Below are 16,367 nucleotides of genomic sequence, written 5' to 3' on the forward strand. Positions count from 1 at the left end.
AGCACCCTTTCGGAGGAGGTAGCCAGTCGGAGTCACAGCGCACCTTTACGGAGCAAGTAGCAGATGAAGAACAGGCCGCCGACGAACTCGATGATGATCGAGAGGGACCCGGCCGCGTAGAACACGTGGCGCAGCACGAAGTAGCCGCCGAGCAGCGTCAGCATGCCGAGCAGCATCGCGAACGGGATGACGTGCTTGTGCAGGGACGAGCCCGTCAGCTGGTAGGCGAGGGTCGCGACGATGAACCCGAAGAACGTCATGGGGCCGACGAGGGTGGTCGAGATGGAGATGAGCACGGCCGTCAGGATGAGCAGCACCGTGACCTTGCGCTTGTAGGCGACGCCGAGGTTGACGGCGGTGTCGCGGCCGAGGGCGAGCACGTCGAGGGTGTTCCGGGTGCGCCAGATGAAGGCGAGCACGACCGCGATGATGAGTGCCGCCCACGGCAGGTACTCGGGGTTCGAGTTGCTGAGGTTTCCGAAGAGCTTCGCGGAGAGCACGTCGAACTCGCTCGGGGTGAGGAGGCGCTGCATGAACGTGGAGAGCGAGCCGAAGCCCACCCCGAAGACGACGCCGATGAGCAGCATGATGTGCAGGTTGCCGCGTTTGCCGGAGAACAGCCACGTGTAGAGCAGCGTCGCGAAGCCCACCATGAGGAAGCTCTGCAGGAACACCTTGGGTAGGCCGTCGGTGGAGGCGAGCGCGGCGCCGCCGAGGAAGAACACGAGCGCGGTCTGGAAGACGACGTAGATCGCGTCGAACCCCATGATCGAGGGGGTGAGGATGCGGTTGCCGGTCGCGGTGTGGAACAGCACGGTCGCGACGGCCTGGCAGGCGGCGACGACGACGACGGTCGCGACGGTCACGACGCGCAGGTTCACGGCAAGCCAGAATCCGCGGCTGCCGGGCTCCATGGCGATGTCGTAGGTGAGGACGCCGACGGCGGCGAGGACGACGAGGGCGCCGAGGATGCTGAAGCGCAGCCAGAGTCGGGGAGCTTTCGCGGGGCGGCTGGCGTCGCTGACCTGGTCGCCGATGCGACGGGACGTGGATCTCGGGAGGCGGGGCACGGTCTCAGCCATTGCGACGCATCCGGAGCAGGAGGGTGATGAAGACGGCGGCGCCGACCATGCCGAGGATCATGGAGACGGGCAGCTCGAAGGGCATGCGGATGACGCGGCCGATGATGTCGCAGACGATGATGATGCCGACGCCGAGCACGCACACCCAGGGCAGGTTCGATCTGAGGTTGTCGCCGCGCGCCATGGAGACGAGGTTCGGCACGATGAGCCCGAGGAAGGGCAGGAAGCCGACCACGACGGTGGTGACGCCGGTGGCGATCGCGACGAGGGCCGTGCCGATGAACATGACGAGGGTGTAGTTGAGCCCGAAGTTCGTGGCGATGTCCTTGCCGAGGCCCGCGACGGTGAAGCGGTCGGCGACGAAGTACGCGATGACGACGATGACGGCGACGATCCACAGCACCTCGTAGCGGCCGCGGACGACGCTCGTGAAGCTGCCCATGAACCAGGTGCCGAGCATCTGCAGGTAGTTCGTCTCGATGGCGAGCCAGGTCGTGAAGGCGGAGACGACGGCGCCGAGCATGATGCCGATGAGCGGCACGATGAGGGCGGAGCGGAGTGCGACGCGGCGCAGCACGGCGAGGAACACCATGGTGCCGATGAAGGCCGAGACGCTGGCCATGACCATGCGGGTCGTGAGGCCGGCCGCTGGGGCGACGATGTAGCTCACGAGCAGGCCGAGGGCCGACCACTCGGTGGTGCCGGTCGTCGTGGGTTCCACGAAGCGGTTCTGGGTGAGCAGCTGCAGGATGAGGCCGGAGACGCTCATCGCGCAGCCCGCGAGCACGAGCGAGACGGTTCGAGGAACCCGGGAGATCCAGATCATCTCGCCGCCGAACTCGTTGCCGGCGATGTCGTACGCGCCGACGTAGAGCGACAGGACGGCGAGACCGGCGACCGTGACGATGCCGATGGGGAGCGCCCCTCGCCGGTTGAGGAGCGGCACGTGCGGCTTCGACGCGGCTCGGGGCGCCGGCGCTGCTGGGGGTGGGGCTGTTGCTGTCATTCGCTCGCTGTCGTGGGTGACGTGCGGAGGGGGGCCGTGCGGAGGAGTGCCGCGCGGCTGTCGCGGCGGGAGACCCCGGGATACCCGGGGCCGGTTCGTGCCCCGCCGCTCGGGTGCCGCGAGGGCACCAGGGGAGCGGCGGGGCACGAGAGCCCGGAGCGTGGCTAGCTGCTCGCGCCGGAGAACGCCGCTGCGACGTCCGTGTACAGGCCCGTGTAGGCCTGGATGCCCTCGTCGAGGTAGAAGGTCGGGTCGAGGTAGACGATCTGGTTCTTCTGCACGGCTGGCACGTTCTGCAGGGCCTCGGCGCCGGCGATCAGATCGGCTGCTGCCGCAGCGCCCTCTTCGCCGGTGCCGGCGTCGCGGTCGAGCACGATCATCCACTCGGGGCTGGCCTGGGCGATGGCCTCGACGCTGATGTCGTCGCCGTGGGAGGCGTCTTCAGCGGCCTGGTCGATGGCGGGGGTGAGGCCGATCGTGGGGAAGAGCTGGCCGACGCCGCGTCCCTCGCCGGGTGCCGCGTAGGCGATCTCGCCGCCGGAGGTGATGAGGCCGACGACCGTGTCGGTGCCGTTGTATGCGCTCTTGGCGTCGGCGATGGCGGTGTCGAAGGCGGCGACCGTCTCGGCGGCTTCCGCTTCCTTGTCGAAGATCTGGCCGAGGATCTCGACCTGGCGCTTCAGCTCGCTTGTGGCCTCCTCGCCGTCGCGGGGGTTGATCTCGATGGTCTTGGGCTGGATGTCCTTGAGGTCTTCGTAGTAGTCCTGGAAGCGGTAGCCGCCGATGATGAGGTCGGGCTCGGCTTCGATGACGGCCTCGAGGTCGGGCTCGCGGTGGAGGCCGACGTCGAGCACCTCGTCGCCGCCGGCGAGGTCGGGCCAGACGCTCTCCATGAGCGGCTTGGGGGCTGCGACGACGTTGATGCCCCAGTCGCTGAGGGTCTGGAACGTCGTGTTGTCGAGGGCGATGACGCGCTCGGGGTTGACGGGAACCTCGATCTCCCCGTGGTTGTCGGTGATGGTGACGGTTCCGGACGCGGGGGCAGCGGTCTCCTCGGGTGCGGCCCCGGTGGCCGCTGGGGCGCATCCGGCGAGGAGGAGCGTGGAGATGGCGAGCAGGCCGGCACCCTGGAAGCGGGCGGCCGTGCGCCGCGTGGGAGTCGTGAGCGTTTCGGGCATGGCGGATCCTCGGTTCGGGGATGTGCTGTGCTGCGCGCACAGAGAGTGGAGCCGTTGCAGGGGCCGCACGGGCGCTTTGGGGGCGGACGGGCCAAGCCTGCGCGTCGCGTTGAACGTCCAACACGACTCGGCTTTGAGTAAGGCGAGCCTATCTTAAGTTCGGGGTCGTGGTCAGGGGCGGCAGACGGGGAGAAGTCCCCGGGCGGGGAGATAATGGCGCAATGCCTTTTTCCCGACACGAGCTGATTCCTGGCTGGCGCGACCTGGTGACGATGGGGCCCTACCGCCGCGACCACTGGGTGGCACTTCGGGTCGCACTGGCGATCGGCGCGCCGCTGGTGCTCCTCTGGGCGACCGAATCCATGGAGCTGGCGATCTTCGCCGTGTTCGGAGCCTTCACGAGCGTCTACGGTCGCGGGCTGGGCGTGTTCGCTCGCCTCCGACTGCAGTCGATCGCGGCGGGAGCGCTGCTCGTCTCCGTCGGGGTGGGGGCGCTCGTCGCGCTGTCGCCGGAGCGCGGCCTGCTCGTGCTGCCCATCGCCGCCGCATGGGCCTTCCTCATGTCCCTCCTCGGCGACCGGGTGCGGTGGGCGCCTCCCGGCCCCATGTTCCAGATCTTCGCCCTCGCCGCGATCGCGGCGCTCGCGGTGGATGGGGCGGTGCTGCTGCGCGGTCTCGGCGTTGCCGTCGTGACGGCCGTGTGGTCGCTGCTCCTCGGGCTCGCGTTCGGCGGGGTCGGGGAGTTCGTGGACAGGGGCCGAGCGGCGCGTGCTGCCGCCGGTGCAGCCGCTGCTCCTGCTCAGGCTCCGGGGCCAGCTGTCTCGGGGGCCTCCGCTGGGGGTTCGCCGTCGACGGGGTCGATCAGGTCGGTTCGTCCGGCGAGGTCGACGCCGGTGGGACGCGCGTGGATGTTCGCGGTCGGCACGCTGGTGGCTGGGGCGATTCCGCTGCTGATCGGCATCGGGCATCCGTATTGGGCGATGGTGTCCGCGATCGCGGGTCTGTCGGCGGCGACGGGGTTCCACCGGGTGCTGCGGGCGACGCATCGGCTTGTTGGCACGGTGCTCGGCCTCGGGGTGGCGGCGGTGCTGATGGCGTTCGAGCCGAGCGGCCTGGTCGTGGTGCTGCTGGTGATCGCCCTGCAGGGCGGGGTCGAGCTGTTCATCGTGCGCAACTACACGCTGGGGCTGCTGTTCCTGACGCCGCTCGTGCTCGTCATGGGGCGTCTCGCGGGCGATGTCTCGGCCGGGCAGCTGCTGCTCGAGCGGGGCGTGGAGACGTTCATCGGGGTGGCTGTCGCGGTCGTGATCGCGGTGGTTCTCGAGCGCCTGCCTGCCTCTTCCAAGTTATAAATCACCAGGGGGCTTGCCGCAAGGCCCCGTCGAGGCACCAGAATGAGCGATCGTGACATCTCCTGCTGAAGTCTTTGCCCTCCCACCCCACCTCTCGTTCAAGTCCGACCCGGAACTGGTGGGTGCTGATGCTGAGCAGTTCGCCGCGGTCGCTGAGGCGCTGGCCCTGCAGAAGGGCGAGCTCGCGGCGCGGCTCGATGAGCTGCGGCTGACGGAGGGCGGCGCGGGGCAGCAGGCGCTCGATCGGGATACGGAGATCCATCGCCTGTCGCGGCAGCTGCGTGGCCTGGAGCGCTTCGGGGTCGATGCGTGCCTGGGGCGGATGACGCCGGCGGATGGTTCGCCCGACGTGTACGTCGGCCGGTTCGGTCTCGCAGATGAGGCCGGGCGTCGACTGCTCATCGACTGGCGTGTGCCGGCGGCTGAGCCGTTCTTCGCGGCGACGCACGCGAATCCGCTCGGCCTGGCGAGTCGCCGCCGGTACCGCTGGAACGTGGAGCGGGTCGTCGACTACTGGGATGAGGTGTTCGTGCCCGGAGATCTTGTCGGCCGTGTGGCGCTGGACGACCAGTCGTCGTTCATCGCGAGTCTCGGGTCGGCGAGGTCGGGGGAGATGCGGGACGTGCTCGGCACGATCCAGGCCGACCAGGACGCGATCATCCGTGCCCCTTCGCGGGGTGCGCTGGTCGTGGATGGCGGGCCTGGCACCGGGAAGACGGTTGTGGCGCTGCACCGCACGGCGTTCCTGCTGTACTCGGACCCCCGCTTCAAGCAGGGGCGCGGCGGGGTGCTGTTCGTGGGCCCGAGCCGCCCGTACCTGAACTATGTGGCGAACGTGCTGCCGAGCCTCGGCGAGGACAGTGTGCAGCTGTGCACGCTGCGCGACCTGCTCCCGGAGGGGGCCGACGCACGGGAAGAGGCCGATGCATCCGTTGCCCGGCTGAAGTCGTCGCTCGACCTGGTGCGGGCTGTCGGCAAGGCTGTGCGGTACCACCAGCGTCCGCCGCGGGCGCCGTTCTCGGTGACGACGACGGACTCGCAGGAGCTGACCCTGGATGCCCGCGACTGGGCGGAGGCGTTCGTGGCGTACGAGCCTGGGCTCACGCACAACGAGGCGCGTGAGCAGGTGTGGGAGGAGGTGCTGCGTCTGCTCGTCGACAAGCGCTCGCCGCAGGCTTCCGAGTACGCGGTGCGGGCGTCGCTGGTGCGTGATGAGCGGTTGCGGGCCGCGTTCGCGAAGGCGTGGCCGCTGCTCGACCCGGCTTCCGTGATCGCCGACCTCTGGTCGGTGCCGGCGTACCTGCAGTGGTGCGCTCCTGAGCTGAGCGCTGATCAGGTTCGGGCGCTGCAGCGGGCGGATGCTCGCTCGTGGACCGTCGCGGATCTCCCGCTCATCGACGCAGCGCGGCGACTCACGGGCGACCCGAATGAGTTCCGGCAGCGGGCCCGGCGGGCCGAGGCCCTGGTGTCGCAGCAGGAGAACATGTCGCATGTGGTCGACAACCTCATCGAGGGCGACGACGACGGCGAGGGCGTCGTCACGATGCTCCGAGTCGAGGATGCGCAGCATTCGCTCATCGACGAGGGCTCCCTGCCCCCGGTCGACTTCGACGAGCTGGCTGGCCCCTTCGCGCACGTGGTGATCGACGAGGCGCAGGAGCTCACCGATGCCGAGTGGGCGATGCTGCTTGCGCGGTGCCCCTCGCGCAGCTTCACGGTCGTCGGCGACCGGGCGCAGGCGAGGCACGGCTTCCGCGAGACGTGGGAGGAGCGTCTGCGAGGCATCGGCCTGCCGAAGGTCGAGGTGGCTCAGCTCACGATCAACTACCGCACGCCGGAGGAGGTCATGGCCGAGGCTGCGCCTGTCATCCTGGCGGCGCTTCCGGATGCCAACGTGCCGGTGTCGGTGCGCAGCAGCGGACTGCCCGTCGTGCACGGATCGGCCGCTGACCTCCAGCAGGTGCTGGATGCGTGGCTTGACGAGAACCTCGAGGGAATCGCCTGCGTCATCACGGCCGTGGGGAGCAGGAGCGGGAGCGGTGGCGGTGATGGCCCGAGCGGTGTCGAGTTCGACAACCGGGGCCGGGTGCGCTCGCTCACTCCGGAGACGGCGAAGGGGCTCGAGTTCGACCTGGTCGTGCTCGTGGATCCCGAGCAGTTCGGGACCGGGATCGAGGGTGCCGTCGACCGGTACGTCGCCATGACCCGGGCCACGCAGCGCCTCGTGGTGCTGACCACCGACTGACGCGGCGGACCGTGTCGCCGCCGTGGCTCGCGTGGCTGCGACAGTGCGTGTCGCCGCCGCGGTTCGTGTGACCTCTGTCGACAGCCTCGGAGGGGGCGTCGGCATCTCTCACGCCGCCGCGGCGAAGTACTCGGCCTTGTCGAAGTGGCGCACGCCCTCGCGCGATGCGAGGAGCTGCGCCCGCACGGAGAGCTCGCGCACCTCGCACGCGATGCCGAGCGCGGCTGCCCACAGTCGCTCGTCTGGTGTGGAGTCGCCAGGGCCTGGACGCTCCCACGTGAGGATGACGCTCGCGGCCTGCAGCTCGGCGACCATCTCGGCGATGGCCCCGGCGATCTTCTCGAGGTGCGGATACGTGGGCCTGTTCGGGTAGGCCTCGATCGGCATGAGCACCGGGAGGGCGAGGTCGTCGGCGTCGAGGAACATGAGCCAGAGCTGGCGTCGGTAGGCCTCCCCGACGAGGCCGGTCACGTGACGGAGCACCTCCTCGTCGGTGATGATGGGCTCGGTCATCGGGGCTGGGATCGCTGTCATGCGACGAGTGTGCGCGCGACGAAGTGGCCGGAACCGCGCTGCCTTCGCAGCTGTGGAAGGGGTGCATCCACAGGCTGCACGTCTGCGGAGTCACCCCTCGCCCGAACGGGCCCTCGGGGAGTATCTGTTACGCACGTCTGGCTGGGCTCTTGGCAGCGGGGCCGCGCCGTGTGAAGCTGACGGGGTGACGACTTCCCCCACCGGCAACCAGGTTTCGCGACGCCTGCTGCACGGGCCGCGCGATCCCGGCGACGCGTGGGTGTACTCCGAGACCGGACAGCGCTACTGGGGCAGGTTCGGTGCCGCAGGTCTCGTGGCCGTCGACCCGCAGCGCGGCATCCTGCTCCAGCACCGCGCCGAGTGGAGCCACCACGGCGGCACGTGGGGTATCCCGGGCGGGGCGCTGCACGAGGGTGAATCGCCGGCCGTCGGCGCCCTCCGCGAGGCCGCCGAGGAAGCTGGTGTGCCGTGCGGCTCCGTCTCGCCGCTCTTCACGAGCGTTCTGGAGCTCGGCTTCTGGCGGTACACGACGCTCGTTGCTCGCGTCGTCGAGCCCTTCGAACCGGTCATCGCCGACGCGGAGAGCCTCGAGCTGCGCTGGGTTCCCATCGACGAGGTGGACAAGCTGCCGCTGCACCATGGCTTCGCGGCCTCCTGGCCTGCGCTGCGGGCCGCCCTCGAAGTGCGTGCGGCGGTTGTCGTCGACGCGGCGAACGTGGTCGGCTCGGTCCCCGACGGCTGGTGGCGCGACCGTGCCGGCGCTGCCGAGCGGCTGCTGTCGAAGGTCGAGGCCTTCGCCCGAGCCGGGGCGGCCTTGCCTGTGGCGTCCGGATCCACGCCGGTGGCTTCCGGGATCTCGGCCGAAGATCTCGGGCTGGGTGGCACGAGCTGGTTCCCGGAGTTCGCGGTTGTCGTCGAAGGCGCCGCGCGGGAGATCCGCGGCCCGTCGGACGACGAGGCACAGCACGCCCAGGTTCGAGTGGTCCGCGCCAGCGCTTCGGGTGACGACGCGATCGTCGATGAGGCGCGTCGCCGGGTCGATGGGGGCGAGACCGTGACGGTCGCCACGAGCGACCGCGAGCTCGGCGAACGCGTCGCGGCGGTCGGCGCGACCGTGAAGGGTGTCGGCTGGCTGCGCGAGCTGATCGGCTACGGGGCTCGCCGCTAGAGCACACGCCTTTCGTCTCGCTCCCAGGCGCCGCGCCGGGAGTGCACGGCGGGCATCCGGGAGACACGAGGGGGATTCGGAGGCCCCGTGCGTACGTTCGCCGGGTCCCGTCAGCGGGAGCGCCCGACGACGGGCGCGACGATGCGCACGATCTGATCCCCCGAGGAGCAACACATGACCGACCACACGACGCACGACGGCCACGGAACCCACTCGAACGCTTCGCATGCCGATGAGGTGGCGAAGATCGCGAAGCTCGTCAAGAAGTTCCGTTTCGCCATGCTCACGACGATCGAGGGTTCAGGGTCGCTGGTCGCGCATCCGCTCACCATCCAGGAGGCGGAGTTCGACGGCGACCTGTGGTTCCTCATCCAGAAGGACTCGACGACGGTGCGCAACCTCGCGGCGGATGCTCGCGCCGGGGTCTCGCTGAGCTCGAACGACTCGTGGGTCTCGCTCTCTGGGACGGCGGGGGTCGTGGATGCGCCGGAGAAGCTGCGCGAGCTCTGGAACCCTGCCGCCGAAGCGTGGTTCCCTGACGGACCCGAGGACCCGAACGTGGGCGTCCTGAAGTTCACGGCGAGCGGCGGCGAGTACTGGGACACCCCGGGCGGCCGCATCGCGACGGTCTTCAGCTTCATCAAGTCGAAGGTCTCCGGAGAGCCCATCGAGGGTGACAGCGGCAAGGTAGAGCTCTAAGAGGCGCGAAGGCGGCTCGGAGCCGGAAGACTCTGACGCCCCCGATCATGAGCACCACTCGGTGCGGTTCATGGTCGGGGGCGTTTGCCGTGGCCGCGACGGATCGATCGCGTCGGGCACGCGCGGGTGTCAACATCCACGCCGCATTCAGTTAGATCGTTTAGCTTCTTTGCATGTCCTCCGATCTTCTCCGTCGTCTGTTCGTGACCGTCTCCGGAATCCTCTGCGTCGTCGGGACCCTCTACGGGGTGGGTCTCTTCGGCGGCACCGAGGTCAATCAGTCGTCGAGCGGCAACCTCTCCGCCGACGCAACACTCATCGCCCCGGCCGGCACGGCCTTTTCGATCTGGTCGATCATCTACCTCGGCCTGTTCGCCTACGTCGTCTGGCAGTGGCTGCCGAAGCAGGCCACGTCGGCGAAGGCTCGCTCCACGGGCTGGCTGGCCGCGCTGTCGATGCTCCTGAACGCCGGGTGGCTGCTGGTCACCCAGTTCGGCCTGATCTGGGTGAGCGTCGTCGTCATCGTCGCGCTGCTCGCCGTGTGCATCGCGCTGGTGAGCCGCATCGCCGCGCGCCCCGCCGAGAATTGGGGCGAGCGCCTCGCCGTCGACACGACCTTCGGCCTCTACCTCGGCTGGGTGTCGGTTGCGACCCTCGCGAACCTCGGGGCGGCCATCGTCTCGACCGGGGTGGCTGCGGAGAGCACGCTCGGTGAGATCTCGACCACCGCGGCCCTCGTCGCCGTCCTCGGACTCGCGACGTTCTACGTGTGGCGCTGGAAGAACCTTGCGGTGTCTGCGGCCATCATCTGGGGTGTCGCCTGGGTTGGCTTCGGGCGGCTCGCGGATGCACCCGAGTCGACGCTCGTCGGCGTCGTCGCCCTCGCGGTCGCGATCCTCATCGCCGTCACGGGGGTGCTCGCCAAGTCGATCGATTCGCGCAACGCGAGCAGCCAGCAGGCCGCCCTGGCCTAGGTCCTGCTTCGAATGGCCCAGTCACCGCTCTCGCGGTGGCTGGGCCATTCTGCATGCCAGGTGTCGCGCTCCCGCGGGGCGCGATCTCGCTAGCATTCGAGTATGGAAGCTACCGATGGAGCCCTTCTTCGAGACGAGACGCCTGCTGCAGCCCGCGGGGCGCGCTGGATGCGACTCTCACGATGAGGGTCGCGCTCCACTCGGAGATCAAGCCGGGATCGATCGAGGGGTACCGTGCCAGCCACGCCGTCGTGCCTGACGAGATCATGGCCGCGTTCGACCGGGTCGGCATCCGCAGCTGGACGATCTTCCGGTCCGGGCATCGGCTCTTCCACGACGTGATCTGCGACGACTGGGATGCGGCCATCGCTGCCCTCGACGTCGACCCTGCGAATGCGCGCTGGCAGGAGGACATCGGACGCTTCGTCGAGCTGTACCGAGACTCCGATGGTGAGGAGGGCTTTTCCCCGCTTGAGCTCGTGTGGGATCTCGAGGTGCAGAAGCGCGGCGGCTGACGCGCAGGGAGGCGCCGGCTCTCGCATCGGTTCTCGCATGCGTTCTCGGCGTTTCCAACTTGCTCCCGGAACGATCATGGGCTTACACTCGAATCCTTGGGGGATGCGTTCTTGAGACGCCTTGTCTGGTGCAATTCCAGAGTCCTCCACCAATCTTTTCTGGTGAGTTTTCTTCTCACTCGATCTAGGCTCTGGCCATGAGCGGTATCGAAGGCGATTCCCCAACTGCCGGGCCGGCGCTTGAGCGCGGTCTCAGCAACCGACACATTCAGCTGATCGCTATCGGCGGTGCGATCGGAACCGGACTCTTCCTGGGTTCCGGCATCGGCATCCATAAGGCTGGCCCGTCGATTCTGCTGGTGTACGTCGTCGTCGGCGCGATGCTGTTCGTGATGATGCGGGCGATGGGGGAGCTGCTGCTCTCGAATCTCGGCTATCGCACCTTCCAGGACTTCGCGGCCGACTATCTCGGTGAATGGGCGCGCTTCTTCATCGGCTGGACCTATTGGCTGTGTCTCATCTCGATCGCGACGGCCGACATGGTCGGCGTGCAGACGTATGCGAGGTTCTGGTGGCCGGATCTTCCCGGTTGGGTGCCGATGGTCATCGCGGTCGCGTTTGTACTGGCGTTGAATCTCATCGCCGTGCAGGCATTCGGTGAGGCCGAGTTCTGGTTCGCGCTCGTCAAGGTGGTCACCATTCTCGGGCTGATCGTGGTCGGCATCTTCCTCATCGTGACGGCGTTCACGGCCCCGAACGGGGATACGGCGAGCGTCACGCATCTGTGGGACGACGGCGGCTTCTTCCCGAACGGGCTCATCGGGTTCCTTGGCGGTTTCCAGATCGCGATCTTCGCGTTCGCGGGCATCGAACTGGTCGGCACGACGGCGGCCGAGGCGAAGGATCCGGAGAAGAACCTGCCGAAGGCGATCAACCAGGTGCCGATGCGCATCCTCTTCTTCTACGTGCTCGCGCTCGGCGTCATCATGTGCGTGACGCCGTGGAGCGAGATCGACCCGAGCGAGAGCCCGTTCGTGGCGCTCTTCCTGCTCATCGGTCTCGGCGGGGCGGCCGCCATCATCAACGCCGTGGTCATGACGTCGGCTGTGTCAGCCGCGAACAGCGGCTTCTTCTCCTCGAGTCGCATGGCGTACGGCCTGGCGACGAGGAGGCAGGCTCCCGCCGTGTTCGGGAAGCTGACGCGGACAGCCGTGCCGGGCAGTGCCCTGCTGCTGTCGTGTGGGGTGGTGCTGCTGGGCGGATCGCTCGGCTTGATCTTCGACGACGCGTTCCAGCTCGTCACGGCAGTGTCGTCGATTCTCTTCATCTTCGTGTGGTCGATGATCCTCGCGTCGTACCTCGTGTACCGGCGCCGCCGTCCCGAGCTGCATGCCGCATCCGCCTACCGGTTGCGTTTCGGTGTGCCGCTCTCGTGGGTGGTGCTCGGGTTCTTCGTCTTCATGCTGGTGGTGCTCGGCATGTTCGACGACACCCGGGGGCCGTTGCTGCTGACCCCCGTGTGGTTCGTCATCCTGGGCGTCGCGTGGATGCTCGTGCGGCGTCGTGTGGGTCGGGTCGCGGAAGAGCGTGACGATGTGGAGCCGGCCCGCTCCTAGCCGTCGCGAGTGAGCCCGGCTGGCACAGGCTTGGCTGATGCTCGGTCAGGTGCCGGTGGAGAGCCCGAGCACGGGGTAGAGCACGTTGAAGCCTTCGGTGAGGCCGCCGCTGACGGCGTCGCCGCCGTGGTCAGCGCCCTGCACGATGAACAGGGTCGTCGCGATGCCGAGGGCCTGGGTGGCGTTGGAGAGCGTCGTCGCCATGGAGACGAAGTCAGGGTCTTCGCTGCCGGCCGTGAAGATGGCGGTCATTCCGGCGTACGTGCCCGCGGGGGCGGCGTTGAAGATCGTGATGGGCTTCGACGCTTCGAAGGCGGCGGTGTCGCCGCCGTAGATGTCGGCCGTGACGGCGTCTGGGGTCTCTGAGCCGGGGTACTGCTCGCCGGAGACGCTGATGATGTTCTTGAAGGTGCCGGGGTCTTTCGCGGCGTATTTGGCCGCGCATCCGCCGCCGTTGGAGTAGCCGGCGACGGTCCAGTACTTGGGGTCCTGGATGACGTTGAGGTTGGCGTTGACCCAGTTGACGACGTCGGTGGTGACGTAGGTCTCGGCGTTGCCGTACTTCGCGGAGTCGGCGCAGGCCGGGTCGACGTCGCCAGCTCCGCCGAGCTGGTCGGCGACGACGACGATGGGGGCGAGGCCGTTGTGGTCGGCGGCGAACTGGTCGAGGACGTCGCTGATGATGGTCGGGTCGGGGTTGCCGACGTAGCCCATCATCATGATGACGACGGGCAGGGCTGGGGCGTTCTCGACGAGTGCGGCCGGGGGCAGGTAGATGCCGGCGTCTCGGGCCACGAAGCCGGATTCGGTGCCGGGGATGGGGGCCGAGCCGCGTTCGCCGACGGAGGGCATGTCGTCTGGCGCCTGCCAGGTCGCGGCGAGGGGCTGCGTGGGCGCGGTTCGGTTGTCGGGGTTGTACTCGGGGAGTGTGATCTGGTCTTCTTCGACGACGCCGAAGACGGAGCCGAGGGTGGGGTTGAGGCCGTAGAACGCGTTGATGCCGGTTGCCCCCGCGAGGAGGTAGGCGAGGATGGCGACGCTCGCGACGATCTTGCGCCAGGGCTTCGCGTCCGGGAAGGATGCGATGGCGAGGCCGACGCCCGCGAACATGGCGGTCGCCCACACGCCAACCATGAGGGGCAGGTTCACTCCGAAGAGGTCGAGCAGGTTGCCCGCGAAGTAGATGCCCATGCCGAGCAGCGCTCCGGCGACGGCGCCGATGGAGGCGCGCACGAACCACTTCGGGTCGGGGTCGCGGACGAGCAGCGTGATCGTGAGGGCGACCGCGACGAGGTAGATGATCCACATCGCCGGCGAGTCGACGATGGGCAGCTCGAGGATGGCGCTCATGCGCGCGCGGGGAACGACATCGGGTGCTCCTTCGTACGAAGCGTTACGGGGGATTCTGACGAATCTCGGGTCCCGGTGGACTCAACTTCTCACACGGGGTGAGAGAAAGCTACACGCGAAGGCGGGGCGAATTGCTGGGTGGCGATGGGTGGATGCGCGGGTCGGTTCGCGCTCTGACGCTCGGCGGGGATCGCGGGTCGCTGGCGAGGCTTCCGAGTCGGCGTCATCGGCGCTACGTTTCGAGGGTGAGCACCCCAGCAGAGGTCGAGGAGCCCGTGGACGAGCGCCAGCGCGACGTGCCGCTTGGCGTCGTCATGGTCGGTATGGCGGCGGTCGCCTGGTGGCCGGCGTTCACGCTCGGAGCGTGGGGTGAGGTGTTTTTCGACGACATCCTCGGGTTCTGGGCGGCATCGACAGCCGCGTTCGTTTTCGTGCTGCTCGAACGGCGGAGGGTGTGGGGCAGGCTGTGGCGCGCTGGGCTGCTGCTCGTGCCGACGATGTGGCTGGTCCTCAACTTCCTCGTCGACGACGACTCGGGCAATCTCGGAGTCGCCTTCGTAGACCTCGCCGCGCTGCTCGTCGTGCTCGTGTGCGTGCCCTTCACGCTCTGGGTGCTGCTGCGCATCGTGTGGCCCGACTTCGTCGATCGCACTTCACGGCATCGGCGCTGGCTGATCGTCGCCGTGGTCGGCGGCATCGTCGTGGTCGCCTACGTGCTCGGCCTCAACCAGGCCCACTTCCTCACCTGCGACGACTTCGCCATCAGCGGGAACTCGCTGCCGCCGGGGTGCGTGCAGGGGAGCTGACTTGTTTTCCTGCCCTCACGCGAGGACCAGTCGCCTCTATGGTTGGAAGCTGATCGCTGCACGGGGGAGAAGCTTGATGACGTCCATCTATGTCAACCGTCAGCGCAGTATCGAAGCTGACCCGCAGGCACGAAAAGCCCTTGAGACGCTCTTCACGCGGATGCTCGAATTCGGTGCGGATTCCGCGCCCGGGCTTGAGCGTGTTCCCTGGGCAACAGACTCGCGGGCGCGACTGGTGGCTCTCGACGGCGGATACTCGGCGCTGGTCTTCGTGCTCGAGGTGTCGCCGGCTTCGAGGGCCGCGGTAATCGCCGGCATATGGCCTGCAGCAGTCGCCCGAGAGAAGGCACGCACTTTGATGCTGCAGCTGAACCCGGTCAACGGTCTGCCTGAACTCGAGCAGGCGGCGAGCGCCGAGGACGCAATCGAACGCCGCGCTGAGATGCAGCGCATGATGCGGTCGGACGCTGAGCGGAGTTCTGAGCACTTTGCGCCATTGAGCGAAGAGGAACAATCAGAGCCGGGGAACGCCCCGGAGCTCACAGACAAACCTGAAGCCTCGGACGACGCTGACGCTCAGTGGAGGGCAGCCACCGAACGAGTGGTGGTGGAAGCCGCAGCCAAGGTGAATCCAATTGATGAGGCCCTTGGTGAGTGGATCGGTACGCGAACGCAGAGCGGCGAGGTGGCGGCCGTCTTCGTGGCCTTCGAGCAGATGCGTGCCTTCGAGCAGGGGCAGCAAGACCAGAATGCGGCCGGCTTCGAAGGTATCCATGGTCGTTTCCCGCCCATGGACGTCGAGCGGCGAATCGGTTTGCCTCAAGAACTCTTCGCGCGTGCATGGGATGCACGGACCCAGAGTGCCTTTGACGCGGTTGTCGCCTCCTGCGAGAACGAATGGCAACGTCTCGTGTTGACTCGCATGCTTGAGCAGCCGACGGTCGACGACGTTCTGGCCGAGTTCTCTCTCGAGACTCAGGTGGTGCCGTCGGACCCGGAGCCCACGGCCGAGCAGCGGGATTCCTACTTGAGAGCTGTCGAAGCTACCCGAGAGCGCTGGGACGCGGGCCAATTCGTCGAGGAGCCTGAGGTGCCGGGGCCGCCGTACCTCGTGGAACTCGGTCTCCCCGCATCAGACGCTGAGATCATTGCGTCCTTCGAGCATCCGACTGCTCGACTGCAGTTTCAACACTCTTGCTCTTGAGCCGCTGTTGGTTCGAGGCTCGGTGACGATTTGGCTACTCGCAGCCGATGCCGTCACCGTCACGGTCGAGGTGCGGGCCGTAACCAGGATCCCCTGAGTAGACGGGCGCTGCGCCTGCGTCGCGGGCTGCGGTGCAGTTCTTGTAGTAAACGCTCGACGGCTGCTCGACGGGTTCCGCGGCGAGCGGCACCGGCGCTGTTTCGGGTTCAGGTGCGGGCTCCGGCGCCGCGGGTGCCGCCTCGGGAACGCTGACTTCTTCAGCTGGGACGACAACCTCAGGGGTCGCTGTGACGGTGACCGTCACCGTCTCGACGGGAAGCGTGGCCGTAGCCGTGACGGTGACCGTTGGGGCCGGCTCGGCGACTGGCTCGCTCGCGGACGCGCATCCACTGAGCACTCCGAACGCGACGATCGAAAGGGCCGCAGCCGCAGCCAAGAGGGTTCGGCGGGGCAGGCGCGACTTAGGGGCGCGAGGGGAGTTCACGATGAGGGGCTCCAGAGATGGGGGAGAGCGAGGAAGACCCGGCGAGCTTATGCGACCAGAGTTCATGTCGTGAAATGCCCGGGTGCTGGGGAATTGGGTGCTCAGCTCTGAGTGGAGAGGGAGAACGCGCGTGTGGCTTGAACTAGACGCACCC

The 16,367-nt window shown here is 68.0% G+C and carries 15 protein-coding genes; 9 read left to right on the forward strand and 6 right to left on the reverse strand.

What is annotated here, in order from left to right:
• Window positions 1-32: 32 nt before the first annotated feature.
• From C5E10_RS07100 to C5E10_RS07110, 3 genes are all read right to left on the reverse strand, one after another.
• Entirely contained in the window at window positions 33-1,082 is a 1,050-nt protein-coding gene (locus C5E10_RS07100; RefSeq protein WP_104331044.1) for an iron chelate uptake ABC transporter family permease subunit, read from the reverse strand.
• Complete coding sequence (locus C5E10_RS07105) at window positions 1,075-2,088, reverse strand: ABC transporter permease (RefSeq protein WP_104331045.1); 1,014 nt, start codon at window positions 2,086-2,088, stop codon at window positions 1,075-1,077. The genes C5E10_RS07100 and C5E10_RS07105 overlap by 8 nt, the downstream gene beginning before the upstream one ends.
• Before the next feature lie 164 nt (window positions 2,089-2,252).
• Window positions 2,253-3,266 (reverse strand): siderophore ABC transporter substrate-binding protein, encoded by a 1,014-nt coding sequence (locus tag C5E10_RS07110; protein ID WP_104331046.1) that lies wholly within the window; start codon window positions 3,264-3,266, stop codon window positions 2,253-2,255.
• Between the two features lie 221 nt (window positions 3,267-3,487).
• On the opposite strand from C5E10_RS07110, the gene C5E10_RS07115 reads away from it, so the two are divergent.
• Both C5E10_RS07115 and helR read left to right on the forward strand, forming a co-directional pair.
• Window positions 3,488-4,618, forward strand: coding sequence for an FUSC family protein (locus C5E10_RS07115; protein ID WP_104331047.1), 1,131 nt, complete (start codon window positions 3,488-3,490; stop codon window positions 4,616-4,618).
• A gap of 52 nt (window positions 4,619-4,670) precedes the next feature.
• Window positions 4,671-6,863 (forward strand): RNA polymerase recycling motor ATPase HelR, encoded by a 2,193-nt coding sequence (helR, locus tag C5E10_RS07120; protein ID WP_219820335.1) that lies wholly within the window; start codon window positions 4,671-4,673, stop codon window positions 6,861-6,863.
• A gap of 108 nt (window positions 6,864-6,971) precedes the next feature.
• Here helR and C5E10_RS07125 read toward each other — a convergent pair whose 3' ends face one another.
• Window positions 6,972-7,397, reverse strand: a complete 426-nt coding sequence (locus tag C5E10_RS07125; RefSeq protein ID WP_146080187.1) for a hypothetical protein — start codon at window positions 7,395-7,397, stop codon at window positions 6,972-6,974.
• A 184-nt stretch (window positions 7,398-7,581) separates the two neighbouring features.
• On the opposite strand from C5E10_RS07125, the gene C5E10_RS07130 reads away from it, so the two are divergent.
• The 5 genes from C5E10_RS07130 to C5E10_RS07150 all read left to right on the forward strand — a co-directional run bounded on the left by C5E10_RS07130 (window position 7,582) and on the right by C5E10_RS07150 (window position 12,369).
• The gene (locus C5E10_RS07130) at window positions 7,582-8,565 is read left to right on the forward strand and encodes an NUDIX domain-containing protein (RefSeq protein ID WP_258071029.1); all 984 of its coding nucleotides are present in this window, start codon (window positions 7,582-7,584) and stop codon (window positions 8,563-8,565) included.
• Between the two features lie 174 nt (window positions 8,566-8,739).
• Window positions 8,740-9,264, forward strand: coding sequence for a pyridoxamine 5'-phosphate oxidase family protein (locus C5E10_RS07135; protein WP_104331050.1), 525 nt, complete (start codon window positions 8,740-8,742; stop codon window positions 9,262-9,264).
• Between the two features lie 173 nt (window positions 9,265-9,437).
• Window positions 9,438-10,238 carry a tryptophan-rich sensory protein gene (locus C5E10_RS07140; protein ID WP_104331051.1) on the forward strand — a complete coding sequence of 267 codons (801 nt, stop codon included), beginning with the start codon at window positions 9,438-9,440 and terminating at the stop codon, window positions 10,236-10,238.
• Window positions 10,239-10,420: 182 nt separating this feature from the next.
• The gene (locus C5E10_RS07145; protein WP_181062682.1) at window positions 10,421-10,753 is read left to right on the forward strand and encodes an L-rhamnose mutarotase; all 333 of its coding nucleotides are present in this window, start codon (window positions 10,421-10,423) and stop codon (window positions 10,751-10,753) included.
• 197 nt (window positions 10,754-10,950) lie between these two features.
• On the forward strand, window positions 10,951-12,369 hold the full coding sequence (locus tag C5E10_RS07150; RefSeq protein WP_104331053.1) for an amino acid permease: 1,419 nt from the start codon (window positions 10,951-10,953) through the stop codon (window positions 12,367-12,369).
• Between the two features lie 45 nt (window positions 12,370-12,414).
• On the opposite strand, the gene C5E10_RS07155 is transcribed toward C5E10_RS07150, so the two are convergent.
• On the reverse strand, window positions 12,415-13,719 hold the full coding sequence (locus C5E10_RS07155; protein WP_104331054.1) for an esterase family protein: 1,305 nt from the start codon (window positions 13,717-13,719) through the stop codon (window positions 12,415-12,417).
• A 245-nt stretch (window positions 13,720-13,964) separates the two neighbouring features.
• Between C5E10_RS07155 and C5E10_RS07160 the strand changes: the two genes are divergently transcribed.
• Together C5E10_RS07160 and C5E10_RS07165 are read left to right on the forward strand one after the other, a co-directional pair.
• On the forward strand, window positions 13,965-14,525 hold the full coding sequence (locus C5E10_RS07160) for a hypothetical protein (RefSeq protein ID WP_258071030.1): 561 nt from the start codon (window positions 13,965-13,967) through the stop codon (window positions 14,523-14,525).
• A gap of 76 nt (window positions 14,526-14,601) precedes the next feature.
• Window positions 14,602-15,729 (forward strand): hypothetical protein, encoded by a 1,128-nt coding sequence (locus C5E10_RS07165; RefSeq protein ID WP_104331055.1) that lies wholly within the window; start codon window positions 14,602-14,604, stop codon window positions 15,727-15,729.
• Between the two features lie 34 nt (window positions 15,730-15,763).
• Here C5E10_RS07165 and C5E10_RS19525 read toward each other — a convergent pair whose 3' ends face one another.
• A complete protein-coding gene (locus C5E10_RS19525; protein WP_308471708.1) occupies window positions 15,764-16,213 on the reverse strand; it encodes an excalibur calcium-binding domain-containing protein in 450 nt (149 codons plus the stop codon).
• Between the last annotated feature and the right edge of the window lie 154 nt (window positions 16,214-16,367).

The organism is Pseudoclavibacter sp. RFBG4, from assembly GCF_002931515.1.
Lineage (GTDB): Bacteria > Actinomycetota > Actinomycetes > Actinomycetales > Microbacteriaceae > Pseudoclavibacter.